Origin of the sequence: Proteus columbae (assembly GCF_002777965.1) — a bacterium.
GTDB lineage: Bacteria > Pseudomonadota > Gammaproteobacteria > Enterobacterales > Enterobacteriaceae > Proteus > Proteus columbae.
This window is the reverse complement of record NZ_NGVR01000028.1, coordinates 191,002-205,369: the sequence shown is the minus strand read 5'-3', so window position 1 is coordinate 205,369 and position 14,368 is coordinate 191,002. Positions and strand designations below refer to the sequence as shown.

Below are 14,368 nucleotides of genomic sequence, written 5' to 3'. Positions count from 1 at the left end.
ATTGAGTTTAAAATCAAGAGAATATTTAGCCATAGAAAAACACCCCAAAGTTGGTGTCCAACTTTTGGGGTGCAGTTCAAATGATATTCAGGGGTTTTCTTTATCTAAAAAAGGATTAATAAAATCACAAACAGTGAAAATTGATCTCAGCAACTATTTTGAAAAAAAATATAACTTCTTTTTTAAAAAAAATTTAAACCTTATTCGTATTAATTTTATTAACCATTAATTTCTCTAGCAAATAAAAATCACTCTTTCCACGGCATAATAGGTACGGCACTAATCGCATTTTTTGGCGAACCGTCAATGACTTTATCTGAGTAAGTCAGGTAAACTAAAGCGTGGCGCTGTTTATCGTAAAAACGTACAACTTGAAGCTTTTTAAATACGAGTGATGTTCTTTTCTGGAAAACAACATCGCCATTATTTTTCCCTTTAATAACCTTTTCACTTAGTTCAATAGGCCCTACTTGCTGACAAGAGATAGCGGCATCAGCAGTATCTTCAGCAAGACCTAAACTCCCTGAAATGCCCCCCGTTTTTGCTCGACTTAAATAACATGTGACGTTTTTAACTTCAGGATCATCAAATGCTTCAATCACAATTTTGTGGTTAGCGCCAAAAAACTTAAATACGGTATCCACGTAACCAATTTCTTCTGCTTTTGCCATCAAAGAAAAAGGGAGTAAGATAGATACTGCTAGCATCTTTTTGAAATTTAACATATTTACCTTGTTCCATTGAAAAGATGAGAAAATAGTTTTGTCTAGAATAAAACAATCTATTACTAACTGATAGAAGAATTTGTGTACATTAGTCGATGAAAAAGACTATATTTTACGATTGTCTAACAATATAACTTGTTATAGATGTTCAGGCTCTTTACCATCTACGGCAATAAACAAACGAATATGACTAAGGGAGATGTATGGATCAAACCAACATCATACGTGATTTGCTCGCTTGGCTTGATAGTAACCTAGATAAGCCATTATCCCTCGATAATGTCGCAACCAAAGCGGGTTACTCCAAGTGGCATCTACAACGCATGTTTAAAGAAGTTACAGGACAAGCGATTGGTTCTTATATTCGTTCAAGGCGTCTATCCCGTGCTGCCGTTGCATTACGTTTAACGAGCCGCCCTATTTTAGACATTGCTTTGCAATATCGTTTTGATTCTCAACAGACTTTTACCCGCGCTTTTAAAAAGCAATTTAATAGAACACCCGCACTTTATCGTCGTACTGATGAATGGTGTGCGGTAGGAATTTGTCCACCAATTGCCTTAGATCCTCAAAATTTACCTAAATGGGAATTTGTAACACTATCTGAGAAGAAATTAATTGGTATTGAGCAAACTTGTAGTCACACCCTTGAGCAATGGGCTGAAGCCTGCTCTAACATGCGCCAAACCTTCTGGCGCTACTACATGAGCAAAATAAGCACTGTCCCTCATCAAGTTTATGGGCTTCACCACGCACAACATAGCGATGAGCATGAAGACGAACAACGTGTGCTTTACACAACTGCCGTCGAACCAGATTATGCAACATTTATCGATGATGATGCAGCAAATGAAGTCTCTCTTGCTGGCGGTGATTATATTCGCTTTGATTTTGAAGGTGAGGCAAAACGCGGTGCAATGCAGGAATTTTTATTCCTAATTTATGGTGTCTGCTTACCTAATATGGGATTAACGCGCCGTAAAGGCTATGATGTTGAAAAATACTATCTTAAAAATGTGCGTTACAGCAATGAGATGGTAACGGAGCCACAAGATCATATCGAACGTTTTGAATATTACATTCCAATTAAACGTGAAGATATAACAGCATAAGAAATAGCTCTCTTTGTAATATAAAAAGAGAGCTTTTATTTTTTAGCGCTGAACTTCATCAAGTGCAGTATCAGTAAGATGACTTACATCACCCGCTGTTTCAATCACCCAACCATTAGCAAGCCAAGGGCTATTTTGATAATCAACGCGTGAAATTGAGCAATTACGCAATCTTAAACGACGTTCTGCATGTGCAGGTAATCCCAACACTGTGCTCAGTAAGCACCCTAAAGCAATACCATGACTGACTAAGAGTGGACGGCTATTTTCGGGTAAATCAAGACATTGATTTAGCGCAGCCTGCATACGACTTGCTAATTCAGCCATTGATTCTCCTTGGGGAATTCGTCCATCAGGTGTACCATCAATCAAACTCTTGCGCCAAGCCTCTTCTTGTGTCTTTAATGTTGCGATCTCTCGCTGTTCAAGAACGCCCATATTGAGTTCACGTAAACGTGGGTCAGTTATCACTTCACAGCCACAAGCTTGTGCAATGATTTCTGCCGTTTGACGAGTGCGGCCAAGATCGCTTGAGATAATGTGGGTAATGCCTGCTGATTTTACTTTTTCAGCAACTTGTTGTGCTTGACGCACACCATTCGCTGTTAGTGGGCTATCAGATTGCCCTTGAATACGTCTCGCCACGTTCCACTCAGTTTCACCGTGGCGAACAAGATAGACCTGTAACATACATTTTTTCCGTTATACTGCTCTAATTTTTCAAAGGATGATTAATTCATTATGTATCATGTCATTGCAGCCACTACGAATCCAGCAAAAATCAACGCGATAAAACTCGCTTTTGAGCAAGTATTCGGTAAAGATACCTTTGATATTGAAGATATTAATGTCGATAGTCGCGTTCCACAGCAACCTATCGGAAATACAGAAACGAGAACTGGCGCACGTCAACGTGTGATGGCAGCTCGTCAAGTTCGCCCTGAAGCTGATTTTTGGGTTGGCGTCGAAGCCGGTATAGAAGATGATATGACCTTTGCTTGGATCGTTGTCGAACATGGCCAAATTCGTGGAGAATCGCGCTCAGCAAGCCTTATGCTACCAGAGCAGATCTTAAAAGGGATCCGTGAAGGTCGTGAGCTTGGCGATGAAATGGCTTTCTTAACAAAGATTGACAACATTAAACAGCGCGGCGGCGCGATTGGTTATTTTACTGATGGCCTACTCAGTCGTACTTCTGTGTATCAACAAGCATTAGTGCTGGCATTAGTCCCTGTCACGCATGATATCTATAAAGAACTCAATCAAAAAGAAGATTAATAATTAATCTGATGCGTTTTTTAGATAAATTAGCTTTTAGATAAAAAATAAACAAAAAAAGCCATTTAATCAAATAATTAAATGGCTTTTTTATTCTAGTTTAAAGCGTAACAACGTGACTATTTTTTCGTCATTAGCTCTTTTTCAAGCCACAATTTCACATCATGTGGCGCTGTTTTTAAACTATTAGAGCCTCTAGTGATGGTGGCAATACCAACGCCTAACTCTTCTTTTAACTCACGCTGACTTAAATCCCCTCGCATTAACTCTTGCACAATGCGAACTCGAGTAGCCAAAGCACTACGTTCATCAGGTGTCATTAAAAGTTGTAAAATAGGAAATTGCACATCTTGCTCAAAAGCATGTTGTAATAACTCAACAAATCTTAGCCAGTGCTCATTCTCTTCAGGTGATAATGCAGGATCTTGCATCGTGGGAACCTCTTTTTGCCACACTCATTAACTAGTACATAATATAACATACTTTACTAATGTACAAAGAGGCTCCAACGATAAATCCGCGTTATTATCTCTTAATATCGGCTATTCCACTCATTTTCAGTCAGTACTGGCTGCTGTTCTCCCGCAAAATAGCTATAGAAAACAGCAAAAGAGAGTACATTTTTGACATAACCACGCGTTTCAGCAAAAGGAATACTTTCAACAAACGCAATCGCATCTAATTGACCATTTGCATCAGATAACCAACGATCAACACGCGCTGGCCCCGCATTATACGCAGCACTTGCTAAAATACGGTTTTGGTTAAAACGTTGATAGACAGAATCAAGATAAGCCGTACCAATCTCAATATTCTTCACAGGATTTGTCAATTGCGCACTACTTGCATATCCCGTAATGCCCGCTTGTTTTACCGTAAACTCTGCTGTTTTTGGCATGACCTGCATTAAACCTGTTGCGCCAGCTGAAGAGCGAGCTTGAGGGTTCCACGCACTTTCTTGACGAGCAATCGCCATCGCATAATTGCGGTCTATTGATTTATCTTTCGTATATTGCTCAAACTCATTTTTCCAAGCAAGAGGGAAGCGCTCTTCTAGATGATCCCACATTTTCCCCGTGATAGTGGCCTGCACCGCTAAATCAGCCCATTTTTGCTCATACGCATAACGCGCTAATTCAGACTGTATTTGTGCTGGCTGTGAAGCAACATAGTTTGCCCATTCTGATCGCGCTAAGTTATCCATCTGCCAATACATTAACTCACGAACACGCTGTATTTCTGGCTGATTAGGGATGCTTGATGAAACACTAGGGGCTTTATCTATCACCATCACATAAGGTTTACCTAATTTGGCTGCTGCAACCATTGGATAAAAACCACGATTTTGTGTTAGCGCTTCTAAAATAGCTTGTGCTTCACTGTTTTTACCTTGTGATTGCAACACCATTGCTCGCCAATAACGCCACTCTTCCTTATTTTTACTTTCAGGAGAGAGCCTTTCTAACCACAATGCCAATTCAGTCGGTTGGTTTTGGCTTAATGCGAGGCGTACACGACGCTCACGCAATGTATCTGATGCCGTATCTTGAATAACGCTATCACGCCATTTTACCTGCTCTGGTGTCGCATAAGGCATATATTGCCATGCCACAGTATCACGCATTAATTGGCGCTCACTCGCCGTCATTTTTTGTGCATGAGCGATATTGTCCAGCTGTGCTCTTGCTGCATCAGCATCTTTTCTTGCCCAACGTGAAAATGCAGATTGTATGATGGAACGTGTAAAATCTGTCGGTGAAAGAGTGGCTGCATAGCGTCCAACTAAGTTTGGATAGTCTTGTAATTCAACCAATGCATCACTAATGGTTTGATAATTTTCAGGGAGGCGTCGAGCCAAGTAAGCAGCAAGCGCTGTATTACCATTTTTAACGGCTAAATTAATTCGCTCTAATACTAATTCTGGTGTTAATTGATTAGCTTTTTGCCACTCATCAAAAAGCGGATCACAACTTGATGGCATTGATGTGCCATTAAGCCATGCTTCTTTAGCCCCTATCCACGCTGATTGCACATCACCCGTTGCCCACTTAGCATAATAATAATTACATCTTGCCGCTTTTGGATTCGGTGGATTAGGGCTAAAAGTCAGTAAATTCTGCCACTCTTGACGTTTTGCCAACTCATTTACAAATAGCGATGGAAGTGCTTTTGCAGGTGGTAATGTGGGATATTTCGCCACAAATTCAGTTACCACAGCAGGTGCAACAACATCAAGATTATCAGTAATTTGACGATATTCTAGATAAGGATAAAGAGGGTAATCTTGTAATGTTGGGAGTAATTTTTCTACTTCATCTATTTTTTTTAGATCCCACGCTGCTTTAATTTCTTGATAACGATTGCGTTGCTCGCTTAATGAGTCAGCCTGTGCCCATGCAGAAAAAAACAATGCACCTATTGCGAATGTTAACGACCACTTTTGCTTCACCACGTTATTTCTCCCACCTCAAATAGAACCACCAAAGAGTGAATACATTAGCTAATATGATAATCATTAACAATGTAAGTTCCCCTCTTTAAGAGAAATTTTCTTTACTTTCAGAGGAAGTACGAAAGGTAGATAAAAACCTCTCTTTTGACTAAGGTTTTCTTTTATAAATCGGGTATACTGGCGACTTTCATCATTTTCGGGTCTTTGGCAAAATACTGGCATTGACTTTGCTATTGTTCATTTTGGTACCATAAACACGCGGCTTAATCACAAAAAATTTGTTTTTAGCGCAAAAAGTGGTACCTCAGATAAAATCTCTTTTATAATCAAAGGGTAATTATAGTGGCTCAATACGTTTATAGTATGTTGCGTGTCGGGAAAATTGTCCCACCTAAGCGACATATCCTTAAAAACATTTCACTCAGCTTCTTCCCGGGCGCGAAAATTGGTGTGCTTGGTCTTAATGGTGCCGGTAAATCAACATTACTGCGCATCATGGCAGGTATTGATACTGATATCGAAGGTGAAGCACGTCCACAACCAGGTATTAAAATTGGTTACTTACCACAAGAGCCAAAATTAAACCCAGAACATACAGTACGTGAAGCCGTTGAAGAAGCCGTTAGCGAACTGAAAAACGCATTAAACCGCCTTGATGAAGTTTATGCGGCTTATGCCGATCCTGATGCTGATTTTGATAAATTAGCAAAAGAACAAGGTCAGTTAGAAGCGATTATTCAATCTCATGATGGTCATAACCTTGAAAATCAATTAGAGCGTGCAGCAGAAGCACTGCGTTTACCTGAATGGAACGCAAAAATTGAGAAACTTTCAGGGGGTGAACGCCGCCGTGTTGCTATCTGTCGTCTTCTTTTAGAAAAACCAGATATGCTGTTATTAGATGAACCAACTAACCACTTAGACGCAGAATCTGTGGCTTGGCTAGAACGCTTCTTACATGATTATGAAGGCACTGTTGTGGCGATCACGCACGACCGTTACTTCCTTGATAACGTAGCGGGTTGGATCTTAGAACTTGACCGTGGTGAAGGTATTCCATGGGAAGGTAACTACTCTTCATGGTTAGAGCAAAAAGACGCACGTCTGGAGCAAGAAGCGGCAACTGAAGCTGCTCGCCATAAATCTATTCAGAAAGAACTTGAGTGGATCCGCCAAAATCCTAAAGGTCGTCAAGCAAAAGGTAAGGCTCGCCTTGCTCGCTTTGAAGAACTTAATAACGTTGATTACCAAAAACGTAATGAAACCAGTGAACTCTTTATTCCACCTGGACCACGTTTAGGGGATAAAGTATTAGAAATTAATAATCTAACAAAATCTTATGGTGATCGCGTTCTGATTGATGATTTAAGCTTCTCTATTCCTAAAGGGGCGATTGTCGGTATTATCGGCCCTAACGGTGCGGGTAAATCAACACTATTTCGTATGATCGCAGGACAAGAGCAACCTGATTCAGGCACCTTAACACTAGGCGATACTGTTAAACTGGCATCAGTTGATCAGTTCCGCGATAGTATGGATGACAGTAAAACCGTTTGGGAAGAAGTTTCTGGTGGCCAAGACATCATGCGTATTGGTAACTTTGAAATTCCAAGTCGTGCGTATGTTGGCCGCTTTAACTTTAAAGGCGTTGATCAAGGCAAACGTGTCGGTGAGCTGTCTGGTGGTGAACGTGGTCGTTTACACCTTGCTAAGCTGCTGCAAGTGGGTGGTAATATGTTACTGCTCGATGAACCTACCAATGATTTGGACGTTGAAACCTTACGTGCATTAGAAAATGCCTTGTTAGAGTTTCCTGGCTGTGCCATGGTTATTTCCCATGACCGTTGGTTCCTTGACCGTATTGCTACTCATATCATCGATTATCAAGATGAAGGTAAAGTTGAATTCTTTGAAGGTAACTTTACAGAGTATGAAGAATATAAAAAACGGACGTTAGGTAACGATGCTATTCAACCTCGCCGAATGAAATATAAACGTATGACGAAATAACGTTAATTATTGAGTTCATTAAAACTAAAAGCAGAGAATACTCTCTGCTTTTTATTTCATTAATTCGCTATTTAATAAATACATTTAAAGTTTAAAATAGAAAAAACATCATCACATTAATTTAAAATAGACCAAAGCGTTTTACCCCTAAAACCTATTTATTAATGGATCATGTTATGATAATAATTAATTATTTTGAATTCTATAATTATTGTACAGATAACTTATTAGGAAACGTTACGTTAAATGGTATTAATGAAGTCATTACACCTCTTTTTAAAGACAACATTGATAACGAAAAAGCCTACCCTATTTTTATCACTAAACGATTTAAAGGGAAAAAAGAGCACCGGTGGGAATTAAAAAAATCAGAAATAATCTATTTAGATAAAAACAAGTTATTAATAAATATTTGGTTATCACCTAAAGATGTTTCAAATGATATTTATTTATCTCAAACATTAAAAAATAAAAACTATAAAAGTGCTAAATCAATACTATATCTTGGTAAAATTATTATTGTTGAATTTGGGCATATATTTCCTTGTATTAACCTCAATGAAGGAATAAAAACAAACAAATGTTACCCTGATAACACTCAGCGAGGAGAGATGCATAAAAGAAGGCCTGCAATTGTTGTTAAGGTCGATGATAGAGGGGTTAAGGTCATTCCTCTTACTTCAAAAAAACCACATGATTTAGCGGTTAACAGCTCTATTTTTCAATTATCTGATGAGTCGATAAAAAATATTGGCGATCTCGCTAAAAAAGAGACCTATGCCTTATGCGATATGATCCAAACTGTTGGTGTAACCCGTATCCTTCCCCCTTTATTTAAATTAGATAGCCGAAAAAAATATTATCGACATCAAGACTATCGAGCTTGTATTTGTAAAAATGCCAGAAAAAAGTTAGATAAATGCCTATTGTCATTAATATCAAAAAATAAAATATATACTGATTTAGAAGAATTAAGGGTGCAAAATAAAAAACTAACATCAGAATTATATTTTTTAAAGAGTGAATTATTAATATTAAAAGAAATGTATATGTATACTAATGAAAGTAAAGCTTCATATATTGATGAGGTTGATAATGAAATATTATTATACAAAAACTCTATTGAATAATAGCATTGTACTTCTGTTTTTATTGTGATAATCTTAATTTCGTTGGTGGGGATAAAAGAGCCGGCAATCTTCCCCGCGACGCTGAGAAATCGCGATGCCGACGAACACAATGATTAAAACTAAAAAACCACCAAAAGGTGGTTTTTTAGTTTCTATGCTAATACGTATAATAATTTTATAATTACTTTTTTATTATTATACTTTTATCTAATATTTTAATTAACTGCTCTGCCGATAGTCAAAACTAATTGGTGCAGTAAATAATATCGTTCCATTTTTTAAACGATACTGTTCAGGCGCGGGAAAAGGTGATGCACGCTTAATCGTATTTAATGCCTCTTTATCAAGAAGACGATTTCCCGATGAGGTTTGAATATTCACTTCTAACAACTCCCCTTTTCCATTCAACAAAATCGCCAGTTGTGTTACCCCTGTCGCTTTAAAACGTATCGCCGTTCTTGGATAGCGTTTATACATCTCAATATGGCTATGAATCAAACTTTCCCAAGTTAGTTGTCCACTAACGGAAGAGGAAGACATACTATTAAATGATGCGCTACTGGTTGCATTTGAACCTGAAATAGGTGCACTCGTTGCTTCGGAAGGGGATTCGGAAACAGGAAGATCATCTGGTACTTTCACCGCAACTGGTTTTGGTTTTACCACGGGTTTTACTTTCGGTTTTTCTGGAATACGCTCATAAGAGCCTTGTTCAACCACAGGCATTTTAGGTAAATCTAACACTTCTTTCACAGGCTCTGGTTCTGTTTCTGCCGGTTCAGGAACAGACATGACTTTCTCTGGCCCAACAGGAAGATCTTTTGTTTCCGCTTGAGCTAACTGATAAATACCAAGATCCATTGTCATCGCAGGTGGTAAAACGCCATAGCGTTCATCTTTAGATGTTATCCAGCCAATAGCGACAACAGCTAACGTTGCATGAAATAAAATACTGGCGGTTAATCCACCAATAGAAAATGACCCACGGCGTGAAAAAGTCGCCGACATACTACTCATAATTCTTGCCTCTGATTTTCTTTCTTGTGAATTATAGGCATAATATAAACACAAATGATATTGCTTATTATTAATAATACAATAAAAAATTAGCTTGATAATTATCATAACTTGTTCGCATGAGAAGCAGTAAGAGCTTATTATTTCACTCTTTTTTAGACACCAGAGATTATGGCTAGCGATAAATCATTGGCACAAAAAATTAGTTGTGCCTATCAATCAACCTATGGACAACTTGTGCGTTTTTTCCACAAACGTACGGGTAATTACCATGATGCAGATGATTTGTCTCAAGATGTGTTTACATTATGGCTAAACAGAAAAGAACAAACACCTGTGCAAGAGCAGCGTGCTTTTCTGTTTAAAATAGCGAACCACGTTTTGATTGACCATTGGAGAAAAAATCAAAAGCAAAAAAATATCTATCAGGATGATTGTGAACTAGATGACGCCGCTCAAAGTTATACCACGGAGCTTGATCCGGGATATGTCCTTGAGCATCAACAGCGTTTAGATCTACTTAGCGAAGCAATTGAAACATTACCTCCACGCCGTCGAGAAGCATTTATTCTTTATCGTTTTGATGGACTATCACAAAGCGAAATTGCAGAGCAAATGGAAATCTCAATTAGCATGGTGGAAAAACATATTGCGGCTGCCCTATTACATTGCAAAAGATATGTCGATGCAGGACAGGAGAAATGCACGAATGATGAGTAAGCCGGAAAAAAATATACCGGAAACTAAACCTCACACAGATGAGGATCTAGACTCCTTTTTTTTGGAGACTGATGATGAATTACTCAATGGATCGCCAGATGAGCAAGCAGCTCTTTGGTTCACTCAACAACACAGTCAAAGGATGACCCCAAAACAACGCCAAGCGTTTAAAGTGTGGATAGAAAATGATGTAAACCGGCAAGCGTATCAAGATATTGCAGGGATCTGGCGTCAATGCGATGCATTACCACGACCAACAATAGCCACAGTTGAGAAGAAAAAGTACTCGCTTTGGCGCCCGATGATCCACACTACAGCGACTCTTTGCTTACTCACTGTTTTATATCTCCCTTATAGTCATTTACCTGCATTAATGATGGATAATATGACGCTTGCAACCAGCGACTTACCGAAAGAAATGACCTTAGCTGATGGTTCTAAAGTCTATTTAGACAGAAATACACAGGTAAGAGTGGCTTATGTGCAAGAAGAAAGACGATTATGGCTAGATAAAGGACAAGCCTATTTCAAGGTAAAATCAAATCCGTATCGCCCTTTTTATGTTCATGCTGATACCCGATTAATTAAAGTTGTTGGCACTGAATTTGACGTTAGTCGCTATGATAACAATCAAATAAACGTTGCTGTCCATGAAGGGATCGTCGAAGTAAAAGCGACACCAAAATCTTCTCCAGCCTATTTGTACGCAGGCTCTCAGGCTACAAGTAAATTAGCCAGCGATAGTTTTGTTATCTCTTCGGTCAATATTGATTCCGTGGGAAGTTGGCGTTTTGGTCAACTGCATTTCTTTGAGCGCCCATTGAATGAAGTGATAACCAAACTCAAACCTTATCTTGATATCAATATTCAAATTTCCTCCCCCGAAATTGCCAAAATGAAAGTCTCAGGGATCGCTAACATAAATGATGCCAAAGACTTTATTACCGCAATTCCACTTATATTGCCGGTTAATGTTGTTTTCACCGATAAAAATAATGCGTTAATTATCAACAAATAAGAATAAATATGAAAAATATTCTTTTTTACAGGTGAGGATAATTCTCATTTCACCCTCTTCCCTAGTAACAACAATTATTAAGTTAGTGAATGGGATTGGTGAAATGAGAATGAATAACAAAAAAGGGACCCTTAAGAGGTCTTTACTAGCGTTGCTAATAAGTACCACTATTGCTGCACCTTGCGCTTATGCATCCACAGTTTCAGTCGCTTTACCAGAGCAGTCTTTAGCTGATTCATTAAGTGCTATTGCAAAACAAGGACAAGTACAAATTTTATTCGATGCAAATTCGGTTAAAAACCTTCGTGCTCCAGCACTTTCAGGTCAATTTGAAACCCAAACTGCATTACAAAAAGTCTTAATTGGTAGTGGATTAGAAATTATTCCACAAGGTAGTGGATTTGTTATTCGCCCTCTAGCCACTGCTAACGCGATTGTTATTCCTGAAGTTAAAGTAACTGGTGTCGGCAGTACGTATCATCCAGCTACGGATGTGGTTTCAGCACCACAATACATCACCTCAGAAGAGATAAAACAGCGTAATACAGGTGATGGAAACGTTACTGACTTACTAAAAAGTAACCCTGCGGTGCAATTTTCCAATAACGACAGCACATCAATGAATCAGGGTGAAATTAAACCTTCACGTATTTCTATTCACGGCTCTAGTAGTTATCAAAACTCCTATAAACTTGATGGTGTGAGTTTTAACAACGACTTTGACCCTGCCAACTCTGGTTTAGGTGAAACCAATACACGCATTAGTAGTGACGAACAAGGGATGTACCTTGATAGTCGCTTAATTGATAGCGTTGCAGTTTACGATAACAATATTCCTGTCGAATTCGGTGGATTTACGGGGGGAACTGTTGAAGTACAAAGTCGTCGTTGGTCTGGTGAAACCCATGCTAACGCCTATTATCGTACAACACGTTCAAGCTGGAACAATATTTTCACCGATCCAAAACTAAATTTTGATACAGCAAACAATGATTTTAGTAACCCAGCTCGTTTCCAGAAAAAATATGATAAACAAAACTTTGGTGGTTGGTTTGAAACAGGATTAACAGACAACACCGGACTTATTTTCTCTGCATCTCGTCGTGAATCAACGATCCCGATGATGATAAGTGCAGAAGGTGGAATTATCCTGACTCCAGATGGTCAGTTAGAACAAGTTGAGCAATCACCTCATTACAAAGATCAAACTCGAACATCAGATAACTATTTTATTAAATATTCATGGGATATTTCAGAGAAACAATCTCTTGATTTGTCGAGTAATATTGCTCGTTATAATAGTTATTTATTCTCAGGCTCTGTCTATAACTCAGGTTATGACAACGAACATAATGGTTTGAGTTTTACCGCACTTTATAAACACCAACTTGATCTTGGTTCATTAGAATTAACAGCGGGTTATCAAAACCTTGAAGATAAGCGTTCTAATGATCAAGACTACTTTGTCACCATTAAAGATTATACTGATTGGCAAAATCCACAGCAGGTTAGCAGTGGTGGCCAAGGTGATCTAAAAAGTAAACAAGAAACCTATAACGCAAAAAGTATTATGCGATTTAACCCTGTTGAATGGGGTGCTGTGAGTCACCAACCAACGACCGGATTTGAAATTAGCCGAACTAAAGGCTCTTATATTCGCGATAAAACCTATTACAACTACACCTATACAGGTTCCACATGGGATGATCAGTGGATGGGTTCATTGCAGCAAACAACGCGTTTCTTAGCGGGCACATATGATGCTTCATATACTAACTACGCTATTTATCTCGACGATAATATCCAATATAAACGCCTCACATTACGTCCGGGTATCCGTTTAGATCGCGATGATTTTGTTCAAAAAAATAATATCTCTCCACGTTTAAGTGGAACTTATGATCTTTGGGGGACAGGTGATACCTTAATTATTGGTGGTGTAAACCGTTATTACGGTCGTTCAATGCTGACTTACGCACTGTATGGCGCACAGAATGCAGGCTTACAACACTGCTACTTCTCTTGTGATAACAACAATCCAAATGATTGGGAAAACCGCACTGACTTTGAAGGCGTTGATTCGTTAAAAACGCCATATAACGATGAAATAACCTTAGGTTTGCAACAAGAAATTGCTTCCACCACTTGGCGTTTGCAATACGTTCATCGTGAAGGTCGTGACGAAGTCCGTAGTGATACAAAATACCCAAATGACAAAGATAAAATAAGAATTCGTCATTTCAATAATAATGGACGTAGTACTCACGATACTGTAACGCTTTCTGTGAAAAATAGTCAGCCGTGGGAATTAGCTCGAGCAGACCATGTTTTTAATGCTTCTATTAGCTGGCAGCAAAGCAAAACCAATACTCCTAAAGATTCTGGTTATGCCAATTTTGATCCTAGTTCACAAGGAATGAACTATGACAAAGTTTGGTATGACGGAAAAATCATCAATGCCAAAGACTTACCTTCTGGCAATTTTAACTCACCATTAAAAGTCACCGCAGAATTAACCAGCGTTTGGGATGATTGGGATATGACTTGGTATAACCGCCTTCAATGGAATGGTGCTCGTTCACAAGCAGAGAAAGTCAATAATGGTGCACCAAAACCAAGTGAATATGGCCCATTATTTGAATACAAAAAACGTAATTACAGTAGCCGTTTTACTTGGGATACCAAACTGGGTTGGAAACCTGAATTTGCTTATGGTGTCGGTATTTCTGTTGAAGTGAATAATGTTCTTAACACCAAAAATGTTGCTGATTACTTCACTTACCAAAACAACGATTACAAATCTTATGAGCCAGGCCGTCAGTTCTGGTTACAAGTTAGCTACGACTATTAATAAATTGACGAAGTTAATGTGAGCAACCAAGTCGATATACAATAAAAATATGACC

13 protein-coding genes are annotated in these 14,368 nt (G+C 38.6%); 8 read left to right on the top strand and 5 right to left on the bottom strand.

The genetic code is table 11. The features are described from left to right. Window positions 1-229, top strand: a 229-nt coding sequence (locus CBE70_RS18565; RefSeq protein WP_232797410.1) for a hypothetical protein, incomplete at its 5' end; no start/stop codon positions are given. Window positions 230-248: 19 nt separating this feature from the next. Here CBE70_RS18565 and creA read toward each other — a convergent pair. Beyond that, a complete protein-coding gene (gene creA / locus CBE70_RS15485) occupies window positions 249-707 on the bottom strand; it encodes a protein CreA (RefSeq protein WP_171455359.1) in 459 nt (152 codons plus the stop codon). A 221-nt stretch (window positions 708-928) separates the two neighbouring features. Here creA and robA point away from each other — a divergent pair, with 221 nt between their 5' ends. Continuing rightward, on the top strand, window positions 929-1,837 hold the full coding sequence (robA, locus tag CBE70_RS15480) for an MDR efflux pump AcrAB transcriptional activator RobA (protein WP_100160014.1): 909 nt from the start codon (window positions 929-931) through the stop codon (window positions 1,835-1,837). Window positions 1,838-1,879: 42 nt separating this feature from the next. On the opposite strand, the gene gpmB is transcribed toward robA, so the two are convergent. Next, the gene (gpmB, locus tag CBE70_RS15475; RefSeq protein ID WP_100160013.1) at window positions 1,880-2,527 is read right to left on the bottom strand and encodes a 2,3-diphosphoglycerate-dependent phosphoglycerate mutase GpmB; all 648 of its coding nucleotides are present in this window, start codon (window positions 2,525-2,527) and stop codon (window positions 1,880-1,882) included. 51 nt (window positions 2,528-2,578) lie between these two features. On the opposite strand from gpmB, the gene yjjX reads away from it, so the two are divergent. Beyond that, entirely contained in the window at window positions 2,579-3,115 is a 537-nt protein-coding gene (yjjX, locus tag CBE70_RS15470; RefSeq protein ID WP_023580954.1) for an inosine/xanthosine triphosphatase, read from the top strand. A 119-nt stretch (window positions 3,116-3,234) separates the two neighbouring features. On the opposite strand, the gene trpR is transcribed toward yjjX, so the two are convergent. Both trpR and sltY read right to left on the bottom strand, forming a co-directional pair. Beyond that, on the bottom strand, window positions 3,235-3,546 hold the full coding sequence (gene trpR, locus CBE70_RS15465) for a trp operon repressor (protein ID WP_036911763.1): 312 nt from the start codon (window positions 3,544-3,546) through the stop codon (window positions 3,235-3,237). A 101-nt stretch (window positions 3,547-3,647) separates the two neighbouring features. After that, on the bottom strand, window positions 3,648-5,567 hold the full coding sequence (sltY, locus tag CBE70_RS15460; RefSeq protein ID WP_100160012.1) for a murein transglycosylase: 1,920 nt from the start codon (window positions 5,565-5,567) through the stop codon (window positions 3,648-3,650). A 342-nt stretch (window positions 5,568-5,909) separates the two neighbouring features. Here sltY and ettA point away from each other — a divergent pair, with 342 nt between their 5' ends. Both ettA and CBE70_RS15450 read left to right on the top strand, forming a co-directional pair. Further along, on the top strand, window positions 5,910-7,577 hold the full coding sequence (gene ettA / locus CBE70_RS15455; RefSeq protein WP_100160011.1) for an energy-dependent translational throttle protein EttA: 1,668 nt from the start codon (window positions 5,910-5,912) through the stop codon (window positions 7,575-7,577). Window positions 7,578-7,753: 176 nt separating this feature from the next. Then, window positions 7,754-8,707, top strand: a complete 954-nt coding sequence (locus CBE70_RS15450) for a type II toxin-antitoxin system PemK/MazF family toxin (protein WP_157926016.1) — start codon at window positions 7,754-7,756, stop codon at window positions 8,705-8,707. Window positions 8,708-8,926: 219 nt separating this feature from the next. Here CBE70_RS15450 and CBE70_RS15445 read toward each other — a convergent pair whose 3' ends face one another. Next, window positions 8,927-9,724: an energy transducer TonB gene (locus CBE70_RS15445; RefSeq protein ID WP_100160009.1), complete on the bottom strand. Its 798-nt coding sequence runs from the start codon at window positions 9,722-9,724 to the stop codon at window positions 8,927-8,929. A 171-nt stretch (window positions 9,725-9,895) separates the two neighbouring features. Between CBE70_RS15445 and CBE70_RS15440 the strand changes: the two genes are divergently transcribed. The 3 genes from CBE70_RS15440 to CBE70_RS15430 all read left to right on the top strand — a co-directional run bounded on the left by CBE70_RS15440 (window position 9,896) and on the right by CBE70_RS15430 (window position 14,313). Next, window positions 9,896-10,444: an RNA polymerase sigma factor gene (locus CBE70_RS15440; protein ID WP_100160008.1), complete on the top strand. Its 549-nt coding sequence runs from the start codon at window positions 9,896-9,898 to the stop codon at window positions 10,442-10,444. After that, a complete protein-coding gene (locus tag CBE70_RS15435) occupies window positions 10,434-11,462 on the top strand; it encodes a FecR family protein (RefSeq protein ID WP_232797409.1) in 1,029 nt (342 codons plus the stop codon). The genes CBE70_RS15440 and CBE70_RS15435 overlap by 11 nt, the downstream gene beginning before the upstream one ends. A 103-nt stretch (window positions 11,463-11,565) precedes the next feature. Continuing rightward, window positions 11,566-14,313, top strand: a complete 2,748-nt coding sequence (locus CBE70_RS15430; protein ID WP_100160007.1) for a TonB-dependent receptor — start codon at window positions 11,566-11,568, stop codon at window positions 14,311-14,313. Window positions 14,314-14,368 lie beyond the last annotated feature (55 nt).

Coding starts and splice junctions, on each gene's coding strand:
- creA (WP_171455359.1), bottom strand. CDS start 707: ATGCTAGCAGTATCTATCTTACTCCCTTTTTCTTTGATGGCAAAAGCA.
- CBE70_RS15445 (WP_100160009.1), bottom strand. CDS start 9,724: ATGAGTAGTATGTCGGCGACTTTTTCACGCCGTGGGTCATTTTCTATT.
- gpmB (WP_100160013.1), bottom strand. CDS start 2,527: ATGTTACAGGTCTATCTTGTTCGCCACGGTGAAACTGAGTGGAACGTG.
- CBE70_RS15440 (WP_100160008.1), top strand. CDS start 9,896: ATGGCTAGCGATAAATCATTGGCACAAAAAATTAGTTGTGCCTATCAA.
- CBE70_RS15450 (WP_157926016.1), top strand. CDS start 7,754: ATGATAATAATTAATTATTTTGAATTCTATAATTATTGTACAGATAAC.
- yjjX (WP_023580954.1), top strand. CDS start 2,579: ATGTATCATGTCATTGCAGCCACTACGAATCCAGCAAAAATCAACGCG.
- CBE70_RS15435 (WP_232797409.1), top strand. CDS start 10,434: ATGATGAGTAAGCCGGAAAAAAATATACCGGAAACTAAACCTCACACA.
- CBE70_RS15430 (WP_100160007.1), top strand. CDS start 11,566: ATGAGAATGAATAACAAAAAAGGGACCCTTAAGAGGTCTTTACTAGCG.
- robA (WP_100160014.1), top strand. CDS start 929: ATGGATCAAACCAACATCATACGTGATTTGCTCGCTTGGCTTGATAGT.
- trpR (WP_036911763.1), bottom strand. CDS start 3,546: ATGCAAGATCCTGCATTATCACCTGAAGAGAATGAGCACTGGCTAAGA.